The organism is Stappia sp. 28M-7 (assembly GCF_014252955.1).
GTDB lineage: Bacteria > Pseudomonadota > Alphaproteobacteria > Rhizobiales > Stappiaceae > Stappia.
Window position 1 is genome coordinate 1338811 of the sequence record NZ_JACMIA010000001.1, and the last position, 20486, is coordinate 1359296.

At 61.2% G+C, this 20486-nt stretch carries 18 protein-coding genes; 9 read left to right on the forward strand and 9 right to left on the reverse strand.

Going from position 1 to position 20486, the window contains the following annotated elements; genetic code table 11:
* The first annotated feature begins 34 nt into the window (after positions 1 to 34).
* On the forward strand, positions 35 to 430 hold the full coding sequence (locus H7H34_RS06040) for a hypothetical protein (RefSeq protein WP_185924573.1): 396 nt from the start codon (positions 35 to 37) through the stop codon (positions 428 to 430).
* A gap of 198 nt (positions 431 to 628) precedes the next feature.
* On the opposite strand, the gene H7H34_RS06045 is transcribed toward H7H34_RS06040, so the two are convergent.
* The 4 genes from H7H34_RS06045 to H7H34_RS06060 are packed head-to-tail and all read right to left on the reverse strand — an operon-like array spanning position 629 to position 7202.
* Entirely contained in the window at positions 629 to 1369 is a 741-nt protein-coding gene (locus tag H7H34_RS06045) for a M48 family metallopeptidase (protein ID WP_185924574.1), read from the reverse strand.
* 28 nt (positions 1370 to 1397) lie between these two features.
* Complete coding sequence (locus tag H7H34_RS06050; RefSeq protein WP_185924575.1) at positions 1398 to 4439, reverse strand: type I restriction endonuclease subunit R; 3042 nt, start codon at positions 4437 to 4439, stop codon at positions 1398 to 1400.
* The gene (locus tag H7H34_RS06055) at positions 4436 to 5656 is read right to left on the reverse strand and encodes a restriction endonuclease subunit S (protein ID WP_185924576.1); all 1221 of its coding nucleotides are present in this window, start codon (positions 5654 to 5656) and stop codon (positions 4436 to 4438) included. The genes H7H34_RS06050 and H7H34_RS06055 overlap by 4 nt, the downstream gene beginning before the upstream one ends.
* Positions 5646 to 7202 (reverse strand): type I restriction-modification system subunit M, encoded by a 1557-nt coding sequence (locus H7H34_RS06060; protein WP_185924577.1) that lies wholly within the window; start codon positions 7200 to 7202, stop codon positions 5646 to 5648. Before H7H34_RS06060 ends, H7H34_RS06055 begins: the two co-directional genes overlap by 11 nt.
* A gap of 438 nt (positions 7203 to 7640) precedes the next feature.
* Here H7H34_RS06060 and H7H34_RS06065 point away from each other — a divergent pair, with 438 nt between their 5' ends.
* Positions 7641 to 8222 (forward strand): hypothetical protein, encoded by a 582-nt coding sequence (locus H7H34_RS06065; protein WP_185924578.1) that lies wholly within the window; start codon positions 7641 to 7643, stop codon positions 8220 to 8222.
* 513 nt (positions 8223 to 8735) lie between these two features.
* On the opposite strand, the gene H7H34_RS06070 is transcribed toward H7H34_RS06065, so the two are convergent.
* Positions 8736 to 9548 carry a hypothetical protein gene (locus H7H34_RS06070; protein WP_185924579.1) on the reverse strand — a complete coding sequence of 271 codons (813 nt, stop codon included), beginning with the start codon at positions 9546 to 9548 and terminating at the stop codon, positions 8736 to 8738.
* A gap of 26 nt (positions 9549 to 9574) precedes the next feature.
* A complete protein-coding gene (locus H7H34_RS06075; RefSeq protein ID WP_185924580.1) occupies positions 9575 to 10147 on the reverse strand; it encodes a site-specific integrase in 573 nt (190 codons plus the stop codon).
* 238 nt (positions 10148 to 10385) lie between these two features.
* On the opposite strand from H7H34_RS06075, the gene H7H34_RS06080 reads away from it, so the two are divergent.
* The gene (locus tag H7H34_RS06080; RefSeq protein WP_013654810.1) at positions 10386 to 11591 is read left to right on the forward strand and encodes an IS256 family transposase; all 1206 of its coding nucleotides are present in this window, start codon (positions 10386 to 10388) and stop codon (positions 11589 to 11591) included.
* Between the two features lie 8 nt (positions 11592 to 11599).
* On the opposite strand, the gene H7H34_RS06085 is transcribed toward H7H34_RS06080, so the two are convergent.
* Both H7H34_RS06085 and H7H34_RS06090 read right to left on the reverse strand, forming a co-directional pair.
* The gene (locus tag H7H34_RS06085) at positions 11600 to 11953 is read right to left on the reverse strand and encodes a hypothetical protein (RefSeq protein ID WP_185924581.1); all 354 of its coding nucleotides are present in this window, start codon (positions 11951 to 11953) and stop codon (positions 11600 to 11602) included.
* 303 nt (positions 11954 to 12256) lie between these two features.
* Positions 12257 to 13156 (reverse strand): LysR substrate-binding domain-containing protein, encoded by a 900-nt coding sequence (locus H7H34_RS06090; RefSeq protein ID WP_185924582.1) that lies wholly within the window; start codon positions 13154 to 13156, stop codon positions 12257 to 12259.
* Positions 13157 to 13293: 137 nt separating this feature from the next.
* Between H7H34_RS06090 and H7H34_RS06095 the strand changes: the two genes are divergently transcribed.
* From H7H34_RS06095 to H7H34_RS06110, 4 genes are read left to right on the forward strand one after another with little or no spacing between them, the layout of a single operon-like run.
* Positions 13294 to 14280: a TRAP transporter substrate-binding protein gene (locus H7H34_RS06095; protein ID WP_185924583.1), complete on the forward strand. Its 987-nt coding sequence runs from the start codon at positions 13294 to 13296 to the stop codon at positions 14278 to 14280.
* 54 nt (positions 14281 to 14334) lie between these two features.
* Positions 14335 to 14829, forward strand: coding sequence for a TRAP transporter small permease (locus H7H34_RS06100; protein ID WP_185924584.1), 495 nt, complete (start codon positions 14335 to 14337; stop codon positions 14827 to 14829).
* Positions 14826 to 16124, forward strand: coding sequence for a TRAP transporter large permease (locus H7H34_RS06105; RefSeq protein WP_097175515.1), 1299 nt, complete (start codon positions 14826 to 14828; stop codon positions 16122 to 16124). The genes H7H34_RS06100 and H7H34_RS06105 overlap by 4 nt, the downstream gene beginning before the upstream one ends.
* Before the next feature lie 31 nt (positions 16125 to 16155).
* A complete protein-coding gene (locus H7H34_RS06110; RefSeq protein WP_185924585.1) occupies positions 16156 to 17190 on the forward strand; it encodes an NAD/NADP-dependent octopine/nopaline dehydrogenase family protein in 1035 nt (344 codons plus the stop codon).
* On the opposite strand, the gene H7H34_RS06115 is transcribed toward H7H34_RS06110, so the two are convergent.
* Positions 17180 to 18100: a LysR family transcriptional regulator gene (locus H7H34_RS06115; RefSeq protein WP_083202414.1), complete on the reverse strand. Its 921-nt coding sequence runs from the start codon at positions 18098 to 18100 to the stop codon at positions 17180 to 17182. The genes H7H34_RS06110 and H7H34_RS06115 overlap by 11 nt on opposite strands.
* 167 nt (positions 18101 to 18267) lie before the next feature.
* Here H7H34_RS06115 and H7H34_RS06120 point away from each other — a divergent pair, with 167 nt between their 5' ends.
* Positions 18268 to 19314: a glutamate cyclase domain-containing protein gene (locus H7H34_RS06120; RefSeq protein ID WP_067221673.1), complete on the forward strand. Its 1047-nt coding sequence runs from the start codon at positions 18268 to 18270 to the stop codon at positions 19312 to 19314.
* Between the two features lie 86 nt (positions 19315 to 19400).
* Positions 19401 to 20483, forward strand: coding sequence for a TRAP transporter substrate-binding protein (locus H7H34_RS06125; RefSeq protein WP_185924586.1), 1083 nt, complete (start codon positions 19401 to 19403; stop codon positions 20481 to 20483).
* The last annotated feature ends 3 nt before the right edge of the window (positions 20484 to 20486 follow it).

The window sequence follows — 20486 nt, forward strand, 5'->3', positions numbered from 1 at the left end:
AAGACCAGCCTTGGGCCGCCCGCGCAGTCGCAAAGTGATCGATGAAGAGGGTAACTGTTTGCCGACCGACGTGTTTGTGACGCTGCCGAATACCTCTGTTGGAAGAGATGTCGAGAGCGCAATTCGCGAGGCCTTTACCGGCGCGGTCATACGCGACTGGGTGTATGATCTGGATGGTCCCGGATGCCAAACCAAGCAAAGAACCTCGCCGAGAGCCGCTGTAGTGACCGCGATGAGAAACAAATCACCAGGTCGGTATCTAATCTCTGCCATCGCAAAGGAGATAGGCCTTACATCGACCGAAACCACCAATCTAAAGGACGCTCTGCGAAAGAAGCGAGCGATTGTCGATGATTTGAAAAGGCTTGGAGTTAGCTATTCCGTGGAAGGAAGCGGGCGTGACGCCAAAAGCTACCTCGTTAAACGCTAGCCGTCGTATCTGGCGCTACCTTAGAAGCGATAGAAAACAGTGATTATCCGGTACGCCGGCTCGTAGCAGGCCAAAACCTGCTCGTCGGGGTCTGCTGATGTGAGGGATATTCACGATCAGGACCGAGGGTCGGACGCGCGGAATGGCAACCATGCCGGTTAGCTTTTCATTTCTGAAAAACCGACTTCGATATCCGCGTTACTCGATGGTCAGCGGTATGCGCTTGTAGCCGAGTAGATGTTCATTCCGCGCTAACCAGTCATGCTCACGTTCATAGTCGCCGAACGCGGCTCTGACGGTCTTCCAGAAGGCGTCGCCATGGTTGCGCTCAATGCGATGCGCCAGTTCATGGGCAACGACATATTCGACAACCCGCTTTGGCGCAAAGACGAGGTGCCAGTCCAGCGAGACGATGCCGTTCGCGCCGCAACTTCCCCACCGAGTGCTCAACGGCACGATCCGAAGTCCCGAGCAGTCGGTCGAAAGGCGTTTCGCATATTGCTGGCAGAACCGACGCGCTTCCTGACCCAACCGGTCGCGCATCCAGTGCTGTAGCGCAGCCTCCACAATATCATCATGTTCGGAAGGCGATGGCTGATCTGGCAGCGTCACCACGAACCCGGAGCGATACGCAACAGAAACCGCATCGCCGGTCTTTGTCGTCAGCCTGACCAGCCGACCCCAGAACGGTATCTTCGCGCCAGTGCGAAACCGGGCGATCTTGTGCGTCTGGGCGAGTTTGTCGTCCAGATCGGCTCTGTTCTCGATGATCCAGCGCCGTTTCTTGTAGAGCGCCGCGTTGATGGCATCGTCATTCGCATCGGCTGGGACTGTGACGCGCATCTCATCCATCGTCATTTCAATGCGCATCCGGGTCGCGGCAGTGCTGCGATGTAGCGTGTATGGAACCCGAACCTTGCCGAGCTGGAACTCGTTCATGTTCTCGGTCTCCACGACAGACAAACGATCATTCGGTTTCGAAGTTGCTGCGGGCATAATACTTGATCGCCACGTCTTCTATCTCGACCGGCAGCGTTTTGAGCTCCTTGAACCCGAGCGCATGGGCGGCTTTGCGAACCCGCTGACGCAGGTCTTTCCGCAGCCCGTCCTTCGTGTGCCAGAGTTTCGGGGCAAGCGTATCGTCGGTGTAAAGCGCCTCAACCTCCTGAGCGAGCGACTTACATGTGGCTTCGCCTTGGTCACCACCTGACACCGATTGGATGACGCGCAACACCGCATGGGCGGCAGGCGATAGACCAGTGCCCTTGTATGCGTCGTCTTCTGCGTCGAGGTCGCGGGCAAAGTCCTCGGCAGCGCGCAGCTTGTCACCCCAACTCAGTTGGGTGTCGTCCATCTTTTCGATCAACTCGCGAAGGCGTTCGCTGAACTTGCCATATTGGTGCTGGTTCTCTGCGATCTTCGCTTCCGTGATCCGGCGCAGTTCCGTGGTCTTACGCAACGCGGCGGTTTTCAGATCTTCTTCGGTCTTATCCTCAGTCTCGAAGTCTTTCCAGAACTCGGCGTCGACCACGCTGCGCAACTTGATGACTGTGCTCAGCCCCGTAACCCGCAGGTGCTCTTCCAGCATCTCGCGGATCTTCGCGCTGTAATCGCCCTGATCCAGCGCCTCTTTCTTCTCAAAGACCTGCTTTCCGTACCGCAGGAAGTTCGCGAACCATTTCAGATCGTCAGACACAGCCAAGACGCTCGGATCGGGTGCCAGGGCTTCGTAGAGGGTCACGAAGTCGCGCACCTTCCGCTGGAACAAGATCCACTCGTCTTCGGTGCCTATGGCTGCGACCAGCGCATCATATTTCACTTTCAGGTCTTTGCCGGTGCGCTTGATGCCCTTCACGTACTCCAGAAGCGCCCGATGCGCCGACGCCAGTTCCGCGCGCAGACCATCCAGATCGCGCATCGCGTTCTTCACATCTTCCGCGCGATAGCTTTCCAGTGCCTCGTCGAGTTTCTGGCTGACGCCGATGTAATCAACGATCAACCCGTTCTTCTTCTTGGCATCCGCGACCCGGTTCGTCCGCGCGATGGCTTGAAGCAGCGTGTGTTCCTTCAGCGGTTTGTCCAGATACATGACCGCCTCGGCAGGCGCGTCAAAGCCGGTCAGCAGCTTGTCGCAGACGATCAGGATTTGCGGGTTCTCGCCGCGCTTGTTGAAGTTACGCTTCAGATCGCGCTCCGCGTCACGATCCACGTACCACCGCATCAAATCGGATCGCACCGCGTTCTTGTATGGGTCTTCGCTGGGCTTGTCGTCTTCCTGCGACTTGGAATAGACGCAGGCGCTCACCGCCATCGCTGCCTCTGCCGCCTCGTCGGGCGACATGCCCTGCTTCACGAAATCCTCGGTGATCAGCTTGTCCAGCGCGCGTTTGTAGAGAACCACCGCCTCGCGGTCATACGCGACAAGCTGCGCCTTGAACCCGTCCGGCTTCGCATATGCCTTGAAGTGGTTCCAGATATCGAAGGCGATCAACTCGATCCGCTTGGGGTGCTTCACCAGATCGGCGAAGTTCACGCCGCGCGACTTCAACTCCGCGATCCGGTCTTCGCTCAGATCGGCGAACCATGTGTCGAACAAGCTGTCGATCTTGGCTTCGTCGATCTGCCAGTCCGCCTTGCGGCTGGTGTAGTAGATCGGCACCGTCGCGTTGTCGCGCACAGCGTCGTCGATCCCGTACTTGTCCAGATACCCCTCTCCGACGACGCCGAAGTTCTGATAGGTGTCCTTGTCGTTCTTCTTGATCGGTGTGCCGGTGAAGCCAAAGAACGTCGCATCGGGCAATGTCGCCCGCAATGCCGCGCCAAGATCCTTTTCTTGCGTCCGGTGGCATTCGTCCACCATGACGGTCCAGCGGTCGCTGTTCGGCACGGCGGTCGTCGATCCTTCAAACTTGAAGATCGTGCTCAACAGCGTCTGACCGTCCACACCGCTGCCGACCCTTTCGCGCAACTCGGCAATCTTGCCCACGCTGACCGGGTTCGGCAGCCCTGTCGCGACGAAGGTGCTGGAAATCTGATCGTCAAGATCGATCCGATCAGTCAGCACCAATAGGTTGAGATAGTCCAACGCATCGGAGGCGACGGTGTGGTGGTGCTTCAGCTTCAGCGCAGCAAAGACCATCGTCAGGGATTTGCCGCTGCCCTGCGTGTGCCAGACCAGTCCCCGCTTGTGTTTGCCCTCGACCACCCGGTCGACCATCTTGTTCACGGCGCGGAACTGTTGGTAGCGGCAGATTTTCTTGATGACCTCGCCCGTGTCCGGGTTGCGTTCGAACACGATGAAATGCGCCAGCAGGTCGAGCAGGCGCGACGGTTCCAACAGGCTCCACAGACCCTTTTCCAACTCGTTCGCGAAATCACCCGTGTCACGCGGATAAGGATCGCGCCAGTAGCCATAGAACTTTGACGGTGCACTCGTCGCGCCATAGAGCACCGTCGTGCCATCGGTCACGATGTTGAAGGCGTTGGTATAGAACAGGCGCGGAATGTCGCGTTCGTATTGCTTGATCTGGTCGAAGGCTTCGCCGTTCTTGTCCTTACCGCTCAGCGGTGACTTGGCTTCGATCACCACCAGCGGCAGACCGTTCACATAGACGACAATATCGGGAATGCGGCTCTTCTCTGCCTGAACATACAGCTGATGCGTGACGGCAAAGGTGTTGTTTTCCGGGTTGCGGAAATCGATCACGCGCAGAGTTTTCTGCGTCGATTGCCCCTCGACGACGCGGGCGAAATCGCCGCGCTGGATCTTCAGCCAGTCTTCGTTGTTTTCTTTGCGCAAAAGCTCCGCCGCCGCCGCCTCGGCGTCAGTTGTCGAGATGCCGTTCAGCCGTTGAAGCGCGTCCACCAGATGCGGGCGAAAGATCACCTGATTGTCGCTGCCGCGCAGGCGGGCGTGCTCGCTTGGGTCGACGAAGGCGTAGCCGAGCGTTTCGAGATACTGAAGCGTCGGCTTTTCCGCCAAGCGCCATTCGCCGCCGCGCTCCTTCATGCGACGGTCCTCACGCGACCGGTCAGAAGATCGTCCATCAAGCCGCGCTTGAGGCGTTGGAGTTGATCGACGGTTTCGCGGTTCTTTGAAATCTGAAGCTCAGACGTGTTCAGCAACGACACAATACGGCGCTGTTCATCCATGCTTGGCAACGGGACATTCAGTTTCCGAAGGTCGCCAAGATTGATGACTTTCTGCGCTCCTCCGCGACCGGTTTGCGCCACCCAAGACAAAACGAAGTCGCTCGTGAGAAAATGATACACGAAGTCTGTGAGCACCCTGTCGTTCGGTCCAATGACAGCGAAAGCCCGCGAAACGTTTGAACCCGCAAGTTCGTCATCGATCTTCTTACACTCGCCAAGGGTGCCAACGACTGAGAACACAAGATCATCGACGTTCACGCGTGTTCGTCGGTATTCTTCGTCGAGTTCAGGTGAAATACGCCAGAGGTCTTCGTATTTCCAACCATTCTTGGCGTCTTGAATGCGAAGCATCGGTACACCATCAGCCGTATAATCTCCGGGCTTCAGCACGCCGTAGGAGATGGGGCGGTATGTCAGTTCGTCCAAGGTTGCGCCTTCCCACCCCTCCGGAACCTCGCTGCGGGCGATGGCTTCGCTGCCCAAACCGCCGGTCAGCAGGTCTTCCATCAAGCCACGCTTCACGCGCTCCGCCTGCGCGATCACCGCTTCCGTCGCGCGGATGCTGTCGTCAACGCTGGTGAGAACCTCCGCGATGCGCTGTTGTTCAGGGAGTGGAGGCACCGATATCGGGAACTTTTTGAGCAACCCAAGATTCAAACCGTTCCTGGCATTGTCCCCCGTGAGGGCGCGAAGCTCTTTGTATTGGCTTTCAATGAAATAAAGCATGAACAATGGCTCATGCGCGGGGCTTGGCAAAATGGCAGCTAGAGATTGATTACAGGTCATCTCTTCTGTCAATATCGCAGCAGAACCGCGGGTCTTTCCTTGTCCATTGAGAGCGACCATGACGCTTCCACGGGGCAATATTTTCGCAGCCGAAGCCCCCATGCCAGCTTCTGTGATCCTTTCCGCGGTATCACTCACGTATCTTTGCCATACCTCACCGGAAGCCATCCATTTAATCGAACCACCCCAGTAGTCGTCCCGCTTACGGCTTGGCGTCCCGCCCGTCTTTATTTCAGCCAAATCCCCAATCGTAAGGCGTTGCCATCCGTCTGGAAGACTATCCAACATAGCCCAACTCCCGCAGAAACGCGTTCATCTTCGCTTCCGCAGCGTTCCGCTCCTCGATCAGATCAAAGAGTTTCTGCGTCTCTTCCGCAACCTCGATGGCTTCGGCTTCTTCGCCCAGATTGACGTAGCGGGTGATGTTCAGGTTGAAATCGTGTTCTGCAATCTCGTCACTCGTCACCAGTTTCGCCAGCCGCGCCACGTCTTCGCCACCCAGAAAGGCGGCGCTCAGCGCGTCGATATGGGCATCGCGCAGGTAGTTCTGCGCCCGCCCTTCCTCATACTGTTCCGCGCCGTTCACGATCATCACCCGCCCTTTCATGTGGTCGGGCTTCTTCTTGCGCAGGAACAGGATCGCGGCGGGAATGCCCGCGCCGTAGAACAGGTTCGGCGCCAGACCGATCACGCCCTCGACCAGATCGTGTTCGATGAACGCCTTGCGGATTGCGCCCTCTGCGCCTGCGCGGAACAGCACCCCATGCGGCACGACGACCGCGAGTTTCCCGGTCTCGTTCAGACTTGCCAGCATGTGCTGGACGAATGCCAGATCGCCGTATGCCTTTGGCGGTGTGCCGTAGGTATCGCGACCATAGGGGTCGCCATTGCTCCAGACGCTGTGCCCCCATTCCTTGAGCGAGAAGGGCGGATTGGCGATCACCCGGTCAAAGCTGCGGATCGCGCCGCGTCCTTCGCCCACGGTATGTTTCGGTTCGCGCAGCGTGTCGCCCCGTCGCACATCCGCGTCGTCGATATCGTGAAGGAACAGGTTCATCTGGCAGATCGCCCAGGTGTTCAGGTTCCGCTCTTGCCCATAAAGGCTGAGCGAGCGGGCGTTCTTGCCCGACTGTTCCACCGCGCGATACGCCTCAAGCAACATGCCGCCGCTGCCGCAGGTTGGGTCATAGACGCTCATGCCCTCGTCAATCTCAAGGCAGCGCACCATGAGCCGGACGACCTCCTTGGGCGTGTAGAACTCGCCGCCCTTCTTGCCGCCATCGTCCGCGAACTGCTTGATCAGGTATTCGTAGGCGTTACCCAGCATGTCCGCATCAACGTTGCTGTTGCGCAGATCATAGCGTTCGAAGTGCTGAAGCAGCCGTTCCAGCATGGCGTCGCTGAACCGGTCCTTGTTATTGAAATCGACGCTCTGGAAGATGCCGCGCAGCTTCATGTTGGCGTCTTCAATCGCTTGGAAGGCGGCGTTCAGGTATTCGCCGATGTTGGTGGCGTGCTTGCGCACCGCCGACCAGCTGTGTTCCTGCGGCACGTCGAACCGGTGTTCTTCGGCGTCGGCTGCCAGTTCTTCGTCGTCGTATTCCGCCAGCTTCTGCTCGTACTCTTCCTGCCACACGTCGCTGAGGCGTTTGAAGAAGAGCAGACCGAAGATGTAGCTCTTGTACTCGCCGCTATCGATGCTGCCGCGCAGGATGTTCGCCGCGCCCCACAGATGCTGTTCGAGTTCTGATAGAGTGACCGGCAAGCTGCTTACCCCGTTCGTTTTTTTACGTTTTTCTCGCCCAACTTGGCACAGTGGCGATTTGAATGCCATCCTTAGAAGGATTGCGTCAGACACTCCGCAGGCGCCGCTGCGTCAACGCGGTCAGCCAGCCGAACCGGGTTGCGGGCTATGCCGAGTGGCGGCATATTTCGCGAGATCATCGTGCCGTTTGCTTGGCGCAAGGAAGGTGACGTTGCCCCCAAGTTTTATCCAGCGTGAAGCAGACTCCGGGTGGGGTATTCGTCCTGTTGAGCATGGAGGAAGGCAGGAGCTGGCGTGGAGATGGCCATCGAGCGCAGCGCCAGGTACCATCGTGGGGGTGAAGGTTGTGGCGTACTCGGCTGGAGTGACGCTCGGTGAAACGGCGAGTCGCAAGCGATGGCACGATTTACCCCCACAAGGCAATCCACCGAAACGCAGGCAAGTCTCTATAAGGGTCTTATAGAGGTATGCCCGCATTAATCATCGTTCCCCATGTCTTCTAACCGATTGTCTTTCATCAAGGAACAGCCCTGCAGCGCGCCTCATTGCGTCCGGATCGGCAAGGGCCGCTATTGTGCCTATCACCGCTCCCTGGTCCGCCATTATGGAGCACCTGTTGCGGGACCAGGCAAGCAGCTCCTAGCCGTCCATGAGCGCTACCTGAGGAAGGTTCTGGGGCCACACGTAGCGGCTGATGACGAGGCACAGGGACTGATCGGCAAGATCGCCGAGATGGCCTTCGGACCCCGCCCCATCCACTTCCAGGACACAAGGGGGCGCATCCGTAGGGCGGCCTATGAAGCCGCCGTGGGGCAGGTCGAGAGGATCCGGCAGTGTCACCCTGGGGAGAGCAACGGGCAATTGGCAGAGCGGTTCTGGTGGGCGTTCCTGGCGGTCCAGTTTGTCGAACTGAATGACGTCTTCCTGCACCGGGACCGGCACCACTTCTGGACTTCAGTCGTTCGTCTTCTGATCACCGACACTCACCGGAACAAGCCGTCCTCGCGCTACGCGGAGTATCTCCAGGCGCGGCTGAATGCACTTCTGTCAGTGTCGGCGGCAAGGTGGTGCTCCAAGGTCGAGCTATAGAAGTGGGGACCGGTTGAGCGCCTGTTTTGCTGACGAAGCCTGACAAACGCAGACAGGGGCGCAAAACCGAGAGTGGGGACCCAGAAACGGCGGAAAAATCTGAAGCGCCTACGTAGGGAAGAAGTGGCAGCAGATCCCCCGGTACCCCCCTCGGCTTCCATCCAAGAAATGAGGGTGGTCACACTGGCGTCACACCGGCGGGACCGGAAGTGTGACGAAGGGCTTGACGACGGACTCGCCAAGACTCACCATAAAGCCGTTAAGGGCTTGATCTGTAGGGATTTATCTAAGGGAAAGTGGTGCCCAGGGCCGGAATCGAACCAGCGACACGCGGATTTTCAATCCGCCCCTGAGAACACCGATAGTGCAACAGCGACAACACCTTAGGTAACCCAGCGATCAACCCTGTCACACTGGTGTCACAGGAGATGATCGAATGGCGACCATTCGGAAGCGCGGGGATAAGGGTCATCACGGTCGCGGATAGCTTCTCTTTATAGATCGAATGATGGCTTATTTGTTTCGCTTCCCTCGGTTGCGAAGGACCATTACGATAGCCGCCTCATATGCAGTTTTCTTAATTATTTCAGTGGCTCGTAATACGGTTAGCTTCTGTTGACTTGCTGAAATTTTTGCGAACTTCTTCAGATAATCTGAGCATGTAGTAACCGCTGCCGTGGCGATGTCACTTGCGGGAGATAGGCCGTCATCTAGCTCGCGAACAGCGGCTAACATGCAGTTTCTAGAGGGTTGCAGAGTTGCAGACGTGTTCTGATTTTTGTTTGAGGGATATTCATACTGTTCCTGACTATCATTTCCAAAATCAGCGTTAGTTTCTATCGTTTTAAGGTGTGCAAAATTCCCAGATCTAAAGTCGTAAAAATGCGCTCCCATTGGGCCTTGCTCGTTCCGCAGGCCAGCGAAAACGACCAGTGTGCTATTCTTCCTAAACTCAATGGGGTGAAATCCATCGTCTACATTGCCCCAGCAGCAAACAAAAAACGGGAAAAAGAAAACGTCACCATTCCGGGCGTCGATGACTGCACCAGTTGCACACGATGTCCCGCATCCCCAAGACGCAAGGATGTAGTGCCCCGCGAAATTGACCCCGCCTTTGGCTGCGTCGCGAAGTCGTGTTCGATAGGTTTTAGCTTGGCTGTTTGACGAAAGGTTGGGGGCTGCAACCGGACCTTTGTAGATATCTACGGTGAAGTCACGGAATTTCGGAATATCAGCTGCCGCAGATGTTGGGGTGATTGATGCCAGAAGCCAGAGAATAGCGCAGGCGACACTCGGTTTTTTTGTTTTTAGAAGCATAGGAATCACGGCGTTTATCTCCTGATCCAAATATTTTAGGCGGCTGCGTGTAGTGCGGACAATTTCGCGGCCACATCTTGAGACTTCAGATGGGTGTATCGAAACAGCATTCTTGGATCTCTGTGTCCGCTGATCAAGGCCACTTCGGCAATGTTGAGTCCTCTCTCGAAGAAGCGGCTGACGGCTTCATGCCGAAGGTCGTGGAATCGCAAGTTGGTGATTTCGGCTCTGTCTACCAGCCTATCCCATGCCTGCCTGAGTGCCGTGTCGGTTATCGGCAAAACCCGTTCACTGCAGCGTGGGAGGCGTGACAGTGTGGCCTGAGCAGCCGGCGTCAGGGGGACTTGCCTTGGATGGCCATTCTTGGTGTCGGGCAGGAGCGCCAGCCCTTTGTCCAGGTCGACATCAATCCAACGGAGCTTGAGCAACTCCCCTCGGCGCATCGCCGTTTCAATCGCCAGCTCGATTGCAGGCCAGAGAAAAGGAGAGCGGCCCCGTCTCGCAGCCTCGCGGAGTGCCTCATATTCTCCGTGCTCAAGGCGACGGTTTCTCGACTTGATCCCCATCGGGATCCGGATTTGATCAACGGGATTTGCGGGGAGGACCAAGCCCCATTCCTTCCTCGCGATTTCGATAGCGTGCCTGATTAAGACCAGATCGTATTGCGCTGCTCTAAGCCCATCCTTAACGCGGCGATCTCGAAACTTGCACAGGGTAGGGGCGTGTTAGCGTCCGAGGAGCTGGTGTAATTTCATCGCCGTCGGCGGTGTGATCCCAGGTGGCCATCGAGGTGTATGTTCGAGGTGGAGTTTGGCGACTTCAACCACGGCCCCTACGGAGACCCCGATGACCAAGACGAACATGGACCTGTCCGAGCTTCTGGCCAAGCACGATCAGGGCGACTTCTTGCGCGGCATTGCCGAAGCCGTGCTGCAACTGATCATGGAGACCGATGTGGAAGGCATCATCGGCGCCGGCCGGCATGAACGCAGCGGTGAACGCACGACCTGGCGCAACGGGTATCGAGAGCGCGCTCTCGATACCCGTTTGGGCACGCTGAACCTGCGGGTGCCGAAGCTGCGGCAGGGCAGCTATTTCCCGGGCTTCCTCGAGGCCCGCAAGACCTCCGAGCAGGCGCTGGTGGCGGTGATCCAGGAGGCTTGGATCGGCGGCGTCTCCACCCGCCGCGTCGACGAGCTGGTGCAGGCCATGGGGCTCAGCGGGATATCGAAGAGCACGGTCTCGAAGCTCTGCAAGGATATCGATGACAGGGTCGGGGAGTTCCTGAACCGGCCGCTCACCGGCGACTGGCCCTATGTCTGGCTCGACGCCACCTATCTCAAGGTCCGCCAAGGCGGGCGCATCGTGCCGGTCGCGGCCATAATTGCGGTGGCGGCCAACACCGAGGGCCGAAGGGAAATCATCGGCTTGGGCATTGGGCCCTCAGAGGCCGAGACCTTCTGGACCGAGTTTCTGCGTTCCCTCCGCGCCCGGGGGCTGAGTGGGGTCAAGCTGGTGATCAGCGATGCCCACACCGGCCTCAAGGCAGCCATTGCCCGGGTGTTCGAAGCGACCTGGCAGCGATGCCGCGTTCACTGGATCAGGAATGCTCTCGCCCACGTCTCGCGCGGCCAACACACCGTTGTCGCCGCCGCGATCCGCCAGGCTTTCGACCAGCCCGACCGCGCCCATGCGGGCGAAACCTGGCGCAAGGTTGCCGAACAACTGCGCCCGCGCTGGCCCAAGCTGGCCGATCTCATGGACGCCAGCGAGCATGACGTGCTGGCCTACATGTCCTTCCCGCGCCAGCACAGGACCAAGCTGCACAGCACCAACCCGATCGAGCGCCTGAACAAGGAGGTAAAGCGGCGCTCCGATGTCGTCGGGATCTTCCCCAACGAGGCCTCAATCATGCGCCTGATCGGCGCCGTGCTCTTCGAAGCCAACGACGAATGGCAGACCTCGAGCCGCTACATGATGGTCGAGGCCTTCGCCGAGATCGACAAGGAGGAGATCGACCCCATTCTCAGCATAACCACGAAAGCCGCCTGATCATGCCCTCAGGCCATCCAGGAATTTACACCAGCTTGACGGACGTGACCAGGGGCGTCGAGACATGCGATAGGCGTGGGCGCAACTCGGTCCTTTCGCAGGCGTGATAGCCGACGTTCTTCCGTCGCGCGTCCTTTCTTCGAGGCGGTGATTTCGCGCTCATACCTCTCAAGGAGGGCACCGAGGGTAAGGTCTGTGGGGGGCGTCGGCTCTACAGGCTTGCCTAGGTCGATGTTGCTTTCGATCTGTCGTGCCCAGATCTCCGCGTCTTTGCGGGTGGCAAAGCTCTTGTTTTGCGGGCGGGCACCTTTGCGGCGAACCTGCACCTGCCATTTGTTCCCGCGCTTCCGAATGGTCGCCATTCGATCATCTCCTGTGACACCAGTGTGACAGGGTTGATCGCTGGGTTACCTAAGGTGTTGTCGCTGTTGCACTATCGGTGTTCTCAGGGGCGGATTGAAAATCCGCGTGTCGCTGGTTCGATTCCGGCCCTGGGCACCACCACCTCCCCACGACATTGAAACCAAATCACTTTTTGCCCGGTTTGGAATAACCGTGGCTTGGGTTTGGAATAATCAATCCGTCCCGTCGCTTCTCGCGCCGATACCAGCTGACACGCTGCGCGCGACATGCCGCGTGCCGACAGGCGGCGCGACTGCAAAATCTCAGGTGCACTCCGCCAAAGCTTGCGGGAAGTGCCGGAGAAAGGCGTCATCGACATCGCTTTGCACATGTCGCGAGGACGTGATCAGCGCGATCTCCAGATCGATCTGGGGGACGAAGGGGCGGATGATCGTCCTGTGCTGGTCCGCGGAGCGGGCCGAGACGGAATCCAGCAGCGCGACGCCCAGCCCCTGCGACACGAAGGCGGCGCAGGACGGCGCATGCTGCATCTCGCCGACGATCCGCGGGGCAATCTGCCTTTGCGCGAAAACCTCGTTGATCTGCGGGCGGATGGCGCCGCTGCGCCCGAGCACGTAAAGGCTTACCCCGTCGAGATCCTCGGGCGTGATCTCAGGCAGCTCGGCCAGCGGGTGATCGACCGGCAGCAGGCAGACCGTTCCCACCTCGTAGCGGGACAGCACGTTCAACTCCCGCTCCCGCCTGCTGGGCATGCAGATGCCCAGGTCGTGTTCGCCGCGGGACACCTGCTCGGCGATGGCGCGCGAGGTATCGGAATGCAGGCTGATGGCAAGGTCCGGAATGTCGATGGAAACGCGCGCCACCAGTTTCGCGGCAAAGCTGTAGGACAGGAACGGCGGCATCGCCAGCCGATAGGGCTCCAGCGAAAACCGCCGGATCCGCCGCGCCGCTTCCTCTACGAAGTCGAGGCCCAGAAAGACGCGGTCAACCTCTCCGATGAGCCGTCGCGCGGCCGATGTCGGCAACAGCCGCGGCCCGACCCGGTTGAACAGCTTGAGATCCAGCGTTTCTTCCAGGTCGGAGATCAGCCTGCTGACGGCAGGTTGGGAAATCGACATCTGCTCCGCAGCGATGGTCATCGTGCGGTTGGTCATGATCAGGCGGAACGCCTGGACCTGTCTCAGGGTGATGCGGGCCGCCATGACTGTCCTGGCTAGGATAATACCAGGTTATGATAGCATCGAATATTGAGATTAGAAATTATTATTGAACCTCGTCAAATTGGGCAGATCAGAGCCCGGCGGGATGAGCCGGCGCAGTTTCTGGCAGGGAGATTGAGATGAAACGTTACGCCATGTCCGCGCTTGCGGGCGCCATGCTCGCCGTCCTCTCGGGAGGGGCCGACGCCCAGACATTTCGCCTTTCCACCCAGGGAAATGCTCCGCATCCGTGGCTCGATGCCGCCGAGGTCCTGAAGGCCGAGGTCGAGCAGGCGACGGAAGGACGCGTCAAGATCGACATCCATCCCGGCGGCGTGCTCGGCAATGACGCGACCGCGCTGGACGAGATGCGGATGGGCACCATCGACCTTCTGATCGGCGGCACCCAGGAGGCGACCCCCTTCTTCCCGCAGTTCCAGCTGTTCAGCATCAGCTACCTGTTCCCGGACGAGGCGACCTTCCGCACCGCGCTGGATCCGCAAGGTCCGGTCACGGACTACTACCGCCAGGTCTATCGCGATGCCGACAACGGCCTGACCCTGCTGGCGCTGACGGGCGGCGGCATCCGCAATCTCAGCAATAACGTCAAGCCTGTCGCCACCCTGGAAGACCTCAGCGGCATGAAGCTGCGCGTGCCGGGCTCGCGCATGGATGCGGAGATGTGGGAAACCTCTGGCGCGCAGCCCATCTCGCTGCCCTTCACCGAGCTCTACACCGCCCTGCAGACCGGCGTGGCGAACGCGTTCGAGAGCTCGATCAGTGCCTATGTCGGCGCCAAGCTCTTCGAGGTCGCGCCCTATCACTCCAAGACCCAGCACCAGTTCATGGTCAGCCACATCACCATGAGCCGGTTCGCCTTCGATCGCCTGTCCGCCGAGGACCAGGAGATCTTTCTCAAGGCCGCGGCGAAAGCCTCGGTGACCGGCATCGACCGGGGCGTGGAATACGATGCCTCGCTGCTGGAGCCGCTGGTCGCCTCGGGCAAGGTGACGGTGACCGAGGTCGACAAGACGCCGTTCATCGAGATCATCCGCCCCCTGCACGACAAGGTCGCGGCCGAAATCGGCGCGTCCGAGGTCCTGCAGATGATCCGCGACATCAAGTGACTTTCCGTGGCCGGCCCCGGTGATCCCGGGGCCGGCCCGCAAGGGGGGCACCTCATGCTGACAAGATTCAATGCCGGGCTGGAGCGATTTTTCTACCTGGTCGGCGGCGCCTTCTTCCTGGCGTTCATCCTGTGCGTTCTGTTCCAGATCGTTGCGCGCAACTCGTCGCTCGGAACCTTCGTGTGGACCGACGAGGTGGCGATGTTCTGCTTCGTCTGGACCGTCTTCCTGGGCTCGGCGGTCGGCTACCGGCGCGGCGTCCACTACGTGGTCGAGGTGCTGCCCGCCAGCTTCGCCCGCACCAACACGGCGCTGACCCTGCTGGCGCTGTTCCTGTGCCTTCCCGTGATCTGGGTGCTCGCCGTCAACGGCTGGACCTATGCGGAGATGAGCTGGCGCCGCTTCTCGTTCTCGCTCGGCTTTCCGATGTTCTACCAGAACGCGGCCGTCGCCGTGTCGGGAGCGGCCATGGCGATCTTCTCGCTCGAACTGATCGTCACCACCGCAGGCCGCCTTTTCACCAACCGGCAAGTCGAGGACCGGGAATGACGCCTATCGTCACGCTGATCGCAGGATTTCTGTTTCTGATCCTCCTGCGCGTTCCGATCGCTTTCGCCATCGCGCTGGCATCGCTGGTCACGGTCGTCCAGCTGGGTCTTCCCGCGACGTCGGTGGTCAATCAGATGGTCTCCAACATCAACTCCTTCGCGCTGCTTGCGGTGCCGTTCTTCCTGCTGCTCGGCCGGCTGATGAACGACAGCGGCATCACCGACCGGCTGATGACCTTCGCGCAGTCGATGGTGGGCCACATCAAGGGCGGGCTCGGCCATATCAACGTGCTGGTCAGCATGATGTTCGCCAGCATGTCCGGATCCGCGGCGGCGGATACCGCGAGCGTCGGCGCGATCATGATCCCGGCGATGAAGAAGGCCGGCTATCCCGCGCCCTTCGCCGTGGCCCTGACGGCGACCTCCTCGACGCTGGGCGTGATCATCCCGCCCTCGATCCTGTTCGTGATCTACGGCGCCTTCGGCAATGTCTCCATCGCCGGGCTGTTTCTGGCCGGCGTGCTGCCTGGCCTGCTGATCGGCTTCGGGCAGATGGCCTACACCTATTACGTCGCCCGGCGTTACGGCGTCGCCAACACGCCCTACATGCCCTGGACCGCGCGCAAGGAAAGCGCCAGGCGCGCCGCGCCCGCGCTGCTCATTCCCCTGATCATCCTGGGCGGCATCATCTCGGGCTTCTTCACCGCGACCGAAGCCTCCGCCATCGCCGCGCTGGTCGGCCTGGTGCTGGCGGTCGTCGTCTATCGCACGGTGCGGCCCGCGGCCCTGTTCGACATCCTGGCATCGACCGTCGTCGCCTATGCCCTGCCGATGTTCGCGGTCGCCGCCGCAGGCATCATGGGCTGGCTGATCGCCTATCTCGGCGTGGCACGCGAGGTCGCGACCTTCATCATCTCGATCTCGGACACGCAGACGGGCGTCATGCTGCTGCTGATGGCGTTCTGCCTGATCGTCGGCACCGTGCTCAGCCCGATGACGGCGGTCATCATCTTCCTGCCGATCATCAAGGAACTGGGCGTCCTCGCACACATCCCGGACATCCATCTGGCGCTGGTCGTCTGCCTGTCGCTGGCGATCGGACTGACGACGCCGCCCTACGGGATCTGCCTGCTGATCGCCGCGCAGATCGGCGAGGTCGACATGCCGCGCGCCTTCCTGGCGGTGCTGCCGATCATCGCGATTACGGTCGGGATCATCCTGATGGTCATCCTGCTGCCGGGGGTCTTCCTCTATCTGCCCGCGACCTTCTTCCCCGAGGCTTTTCCGGCCTCCTGACGGGCGCGCTTGCTCAACTCAAGGAAAAACAATGAAGATAACCGTGATCGGCGGCGGTCCCGTCGGATTGACCTATTGCGCGCTTCTGCAGCAAGGGGGGCACTCGGTCAGGCTGTGGTCGCAAACCCATCCCGACGGGCTGAACCAGCGGTTCGACGGCACCTTTTCCGGGGACCACGTGATCCCCGGCGCCGGCAGCCTCGAGGACGCGGTCAAGGATGCGGACGTCGTGCTGCTGGCGCGCTGCGCGCAGGGCATGCAGGACGTGCTGGACCGTCTTGCCCCGATCCTCGATGGCCAGACCGTCATCTTCAGCGCCGAGCTCTCCTTCGGGTCGATCTATCTGGCGCACGCCTTGATGCGGTCGCAGGCCCGCGCCGGGATCGTGTCATGGTCGACCACCGTGGCGACCGCACAGCGCCGGGACGGGGTCGTCCGCGTCGGCACGGTGCGCGATGTGATCGACATGGCCGTGTCCGGAGGGATGGACGCGCAGGACGGTCTGCGCCTGTGTCAGGCGTTGTTCGGCGAGCGTTTCCGCCTCAAGTCGAGCCCCGCGCTCATCGGCATGAGCAATCTCAACCCGCCGATCCACCTTGCCAACTCGCTCGCCAACCTGACCCGGATCGAGCGGGCCGAGGACTGGGAAAACTACCAGTGCATCACGCCTGTCGTCGGTCGCATGATCGAGGCGCTGGACACCGAACGCCTGGCGCTGGCCGGCCGCTTCGGGTTCGAGGTGAGGGATGTCTTCGACCACTACATGATGACCTTCCCGGGCATCCGCCGCGGCAGCGTCTCCGAGATGGCCCAGCAGGTCTACGAGCGCGCGCCCGGCACGATGGGCCCCCGCAGCCTCGAGACGCGCTACATCACCGAAGACGTGCCGTTCGGCCTGATCCCGCTCTGCGAGCTGGGCCGGCGCTGCGGCGTGCCGATGCCCCTGCACGAGGCGGCGATCGGCACGCTCTCCACCTATCTGGGGCGCGATTTCCGTGCGCAGAACGGGATGCTGGAGACGGTCGTCGCCGAACTGCAGGGCCGGCTCGGCGCGGCTACTTCGTGAAGAGCCGGTTGATGTTCTCGACCTGATCGCGAACGACGTCGTGGAACACCTTTGAGAAGAACTCGCCCCCGCGGCTGCGTCCGATCGCCGGAAAGATCGCCGAGAAGCGGAACTCGATCGCGGGGGTGAACGGCCTGATCGCAATCCTGTCCAGGTCGACGCCGATGACGGAAAAGATGTCGGCGATGGAGATGCCGAGCCCGGCCGACACATAGCTGGGCACCGTGTTGGAATACAGCGTCTGCGCGGTCCTGCCCGGCTGGACGCCCGCCGCCGTCATCTCCGCCTCGATCTGCATCCGCAACAGGCTGCTGACCCCCAGCGAGATGAACGGCTGCCCGTCCAGGTCGTGGACCGAGATCACATCCTGCTTCGCCAGCGGATGCGCCTTGGGCAGCAGGCAGATCGCGGTGGAAACGGGCATCTCGACATGGTCGATATCGGTGCGCTCCGGCGGCACGCGGCCAAGGCCGATGGAGAACTCGCTGCGCTGCAAGGCGTCGAGGATGTGCACCGAATTGTCGGAATGGATGAAGAAATCCATGTCCGGCTCTTTCTGGCGATAGCGGCGGATCGTTTCGGGCAGGGCGCCCGACGACAGGGTCGACATGGCGGCGATGCGCAGCCGCCCCTCGGACTTCTCGCGCATCTCGCGGGCATTCTCGCGCACCCGCTCCATCGCCTCGAAATACTTCTCGACCTCCCGGAACAGGGCGACGGCCTCGGCCGTCGGGCGCACGCTGGACCACTTGCGGATGAACAGGGTCAGCCCGAGATCCGCCTCCAGGTCGCGCACCAGGCGCGTCACGGCCGGCTGGGTGATGTTCAGGATGCGGCCGGCGGCCGTCATGCTGCCGCTGATCATCACGGCGCGAAACGCCAGCATCTGTCGATGGTTGAGCGAGCGCAACGTCTCTTCCCTCCGCCGCGAATCCTCTGGGGTTAGCCAAACATGACAGGTCCAGAGCCCGGAGGGGCATAACATTATCTGATGACGTATTCCGTAATTCGATTCGCCAATGCGAGCCGCGGCTTCCTACGATCACGGTCATTCCGATACCTGAGAAGGAGCCAAGCGTGCCGGACATCATTGGTGAATATGTCGACCGTCTGATCACAGTCGAGATGCGCAACCGCGGCATGAACCACAATATCATCGCTCCGATCTACAACGAGGCGCGGCGCGAGGGCGGCGGCCGTCCGATCACCGCCCGCGCGGCCGAAGCGCTGGTGGATCGGGTCGGCGAGGGCGACGTGGTCCTCATCGTCACGGGCGCGGGCTACTGGCCCGAAGTGCCGCACGGCGAGAGCGACGGACCTCCGGGCGCCGTGTCGCTTGCGCGGGCGCTCTATTGGGGGCTGAAGGCCGTTCCGGTCTACGTCTCCGAAGTCTGCCATGCCCCGCCGATCAAGGCGTCGTCCGAGGCCGCCGGCATCATGATCCGCGACTACGAACTGGCGACCGGCCGCCGCATGGGCGCGGCCCAGGTGACCGCTCCCGAGGAGCAGGGCGACATCGACCAGTGGGCGAAGGACCTGCTCGAGCGGACGCAGCCCAAGGCGATCATCGCCATCGAGCGGCTCGGCCCGAACGAGAACGGCATCGTCCACTATTCGACCGGCGTTGCGCCGAAGAACTGTGTGAACCTTGGTCCCCTGTTCGACCAGGCGGCCGAGCGCGGCGTGCTCAGCATCGGCATCGGCGACAATGGAAACGAGATCGGCTTCGGCCGCATCCATTCCTTCATGCAGGACTTCCACCCCTATGGCCGCGAGACGCAGACCGACAAGCCCGGCGGCGCCATCACGGTGACGGCCACGGACATCTTCCTGCCGGCCTCCATCTCCAACTGGGGCGCCTACGGCATCTCCGCGATGCTTGGCTTCCTGCTGAAGGACAAGGAGCTGGTCCAGGATCCGGAGACGGAAAAGCGCATCATCCGCGCCTGTCTGGATGCCGGCGGCTGGGAGATGCGCTACTGCACCTCGCGCTTCATCGTCGATGGGGCGGAAGGGGAGAGCTCCATGGCCATCGTGCAGCTGCTGCGCGACATGGTCCGACTGAACATTGCGCCGCCCGACCGCGGGCTGTCGCACGGCAAGATGAAAGAGGCGGCACAGTAAAGCCGCCCGACCACGGGCCTTGCCGGCCCGCACGGCCCTGCCGGACCATCGGCAGGGCCAGCCCCACCCGACAGAGAGGATTTCCCATGAACACTCTTGCAAGACTGCTCGGCGCCACGGCTCTGGCCTGCATTCTCCCCCTGGTCGCAGCGGCTCAGGACCTGCCGCAGACCAAGCTCTCGGTGATCGGCTCGCCGGTGAACTCGCCGAACTGGACCAACGTGCTGCAGCCGTTCTGGAACGAGACGGTCCCGGCCGACAGCAACGGCCGCGTCACGGCAAACGCGGTCAGCATGACCGACCTCGGGGCGAAGGGCCCCGAGCTGATGCGCCTTGCCGCCTCGGGCGTTGCGGACATCGTTGCGGGCAGCACGACCCTGATTTCCGGCGAGCTGCCGGAGAACGACTCCATCGATCTTGCCGGCCTCGCGCAGGACATCGACACGCTGCAGAAGATCATCGACGCCTATCGCCCGACGCTGGAAGAGCGCTACCGCGAGCGCCTCGGCGTCGTCCCGCTCGGCTTCTGGCCGACCGGCGCGCAGGTCCTGTGGTGCGCGACCCCGGTCGAAGGCCTCGACGATCTGGCGGGCAAGAAGGTGCGCGTGTTCTCCACCACCACCTCCTCGCTGACGGCGGCGCTGGGCGCCACGCCCGTCACCATGGCCTTCAACGAGGTGGTTCCGGCCATGCAGCGCGGCGTCATCGACTGCGCGTTCACCGGATCGAACTCGGGCAACAACGCGAAATGGACGGATGTCGCAACGCATCTGGTCGACCTGACCGTCGGCTGGGGCGTCAACTTCATCGTCGCCAATTCTAAGACCTGGGACGCGCTGGACCCGGCCGTTCAGACCTTCCTGCGCGACGAGGTGCGCACCAAGCTGGAGCCCGCGGGCTGGGAGATGGCCCGTGTCGCCACGCAGCAGGGCATCTGGTGCTCGGTCGGCGACGACCGCTGCGAGCCCGAGTCCACCGCCCCGCGCAACCTGACGAAAGCCGGCCTGAAGCTGGTCGAGCTGACCGAGGCAGAGAGCGCGCGCCTTCGCGAGATCGTCGCCGAGCATGTCATGCCCGAATTCACGCAGGCCTGCGGCTCCGACTGCGTTGCCCGCTGGAACGAGACCGTCGGCACTGTCCTGGACATCCAGCTGAACGCGGCGAGGTAACGG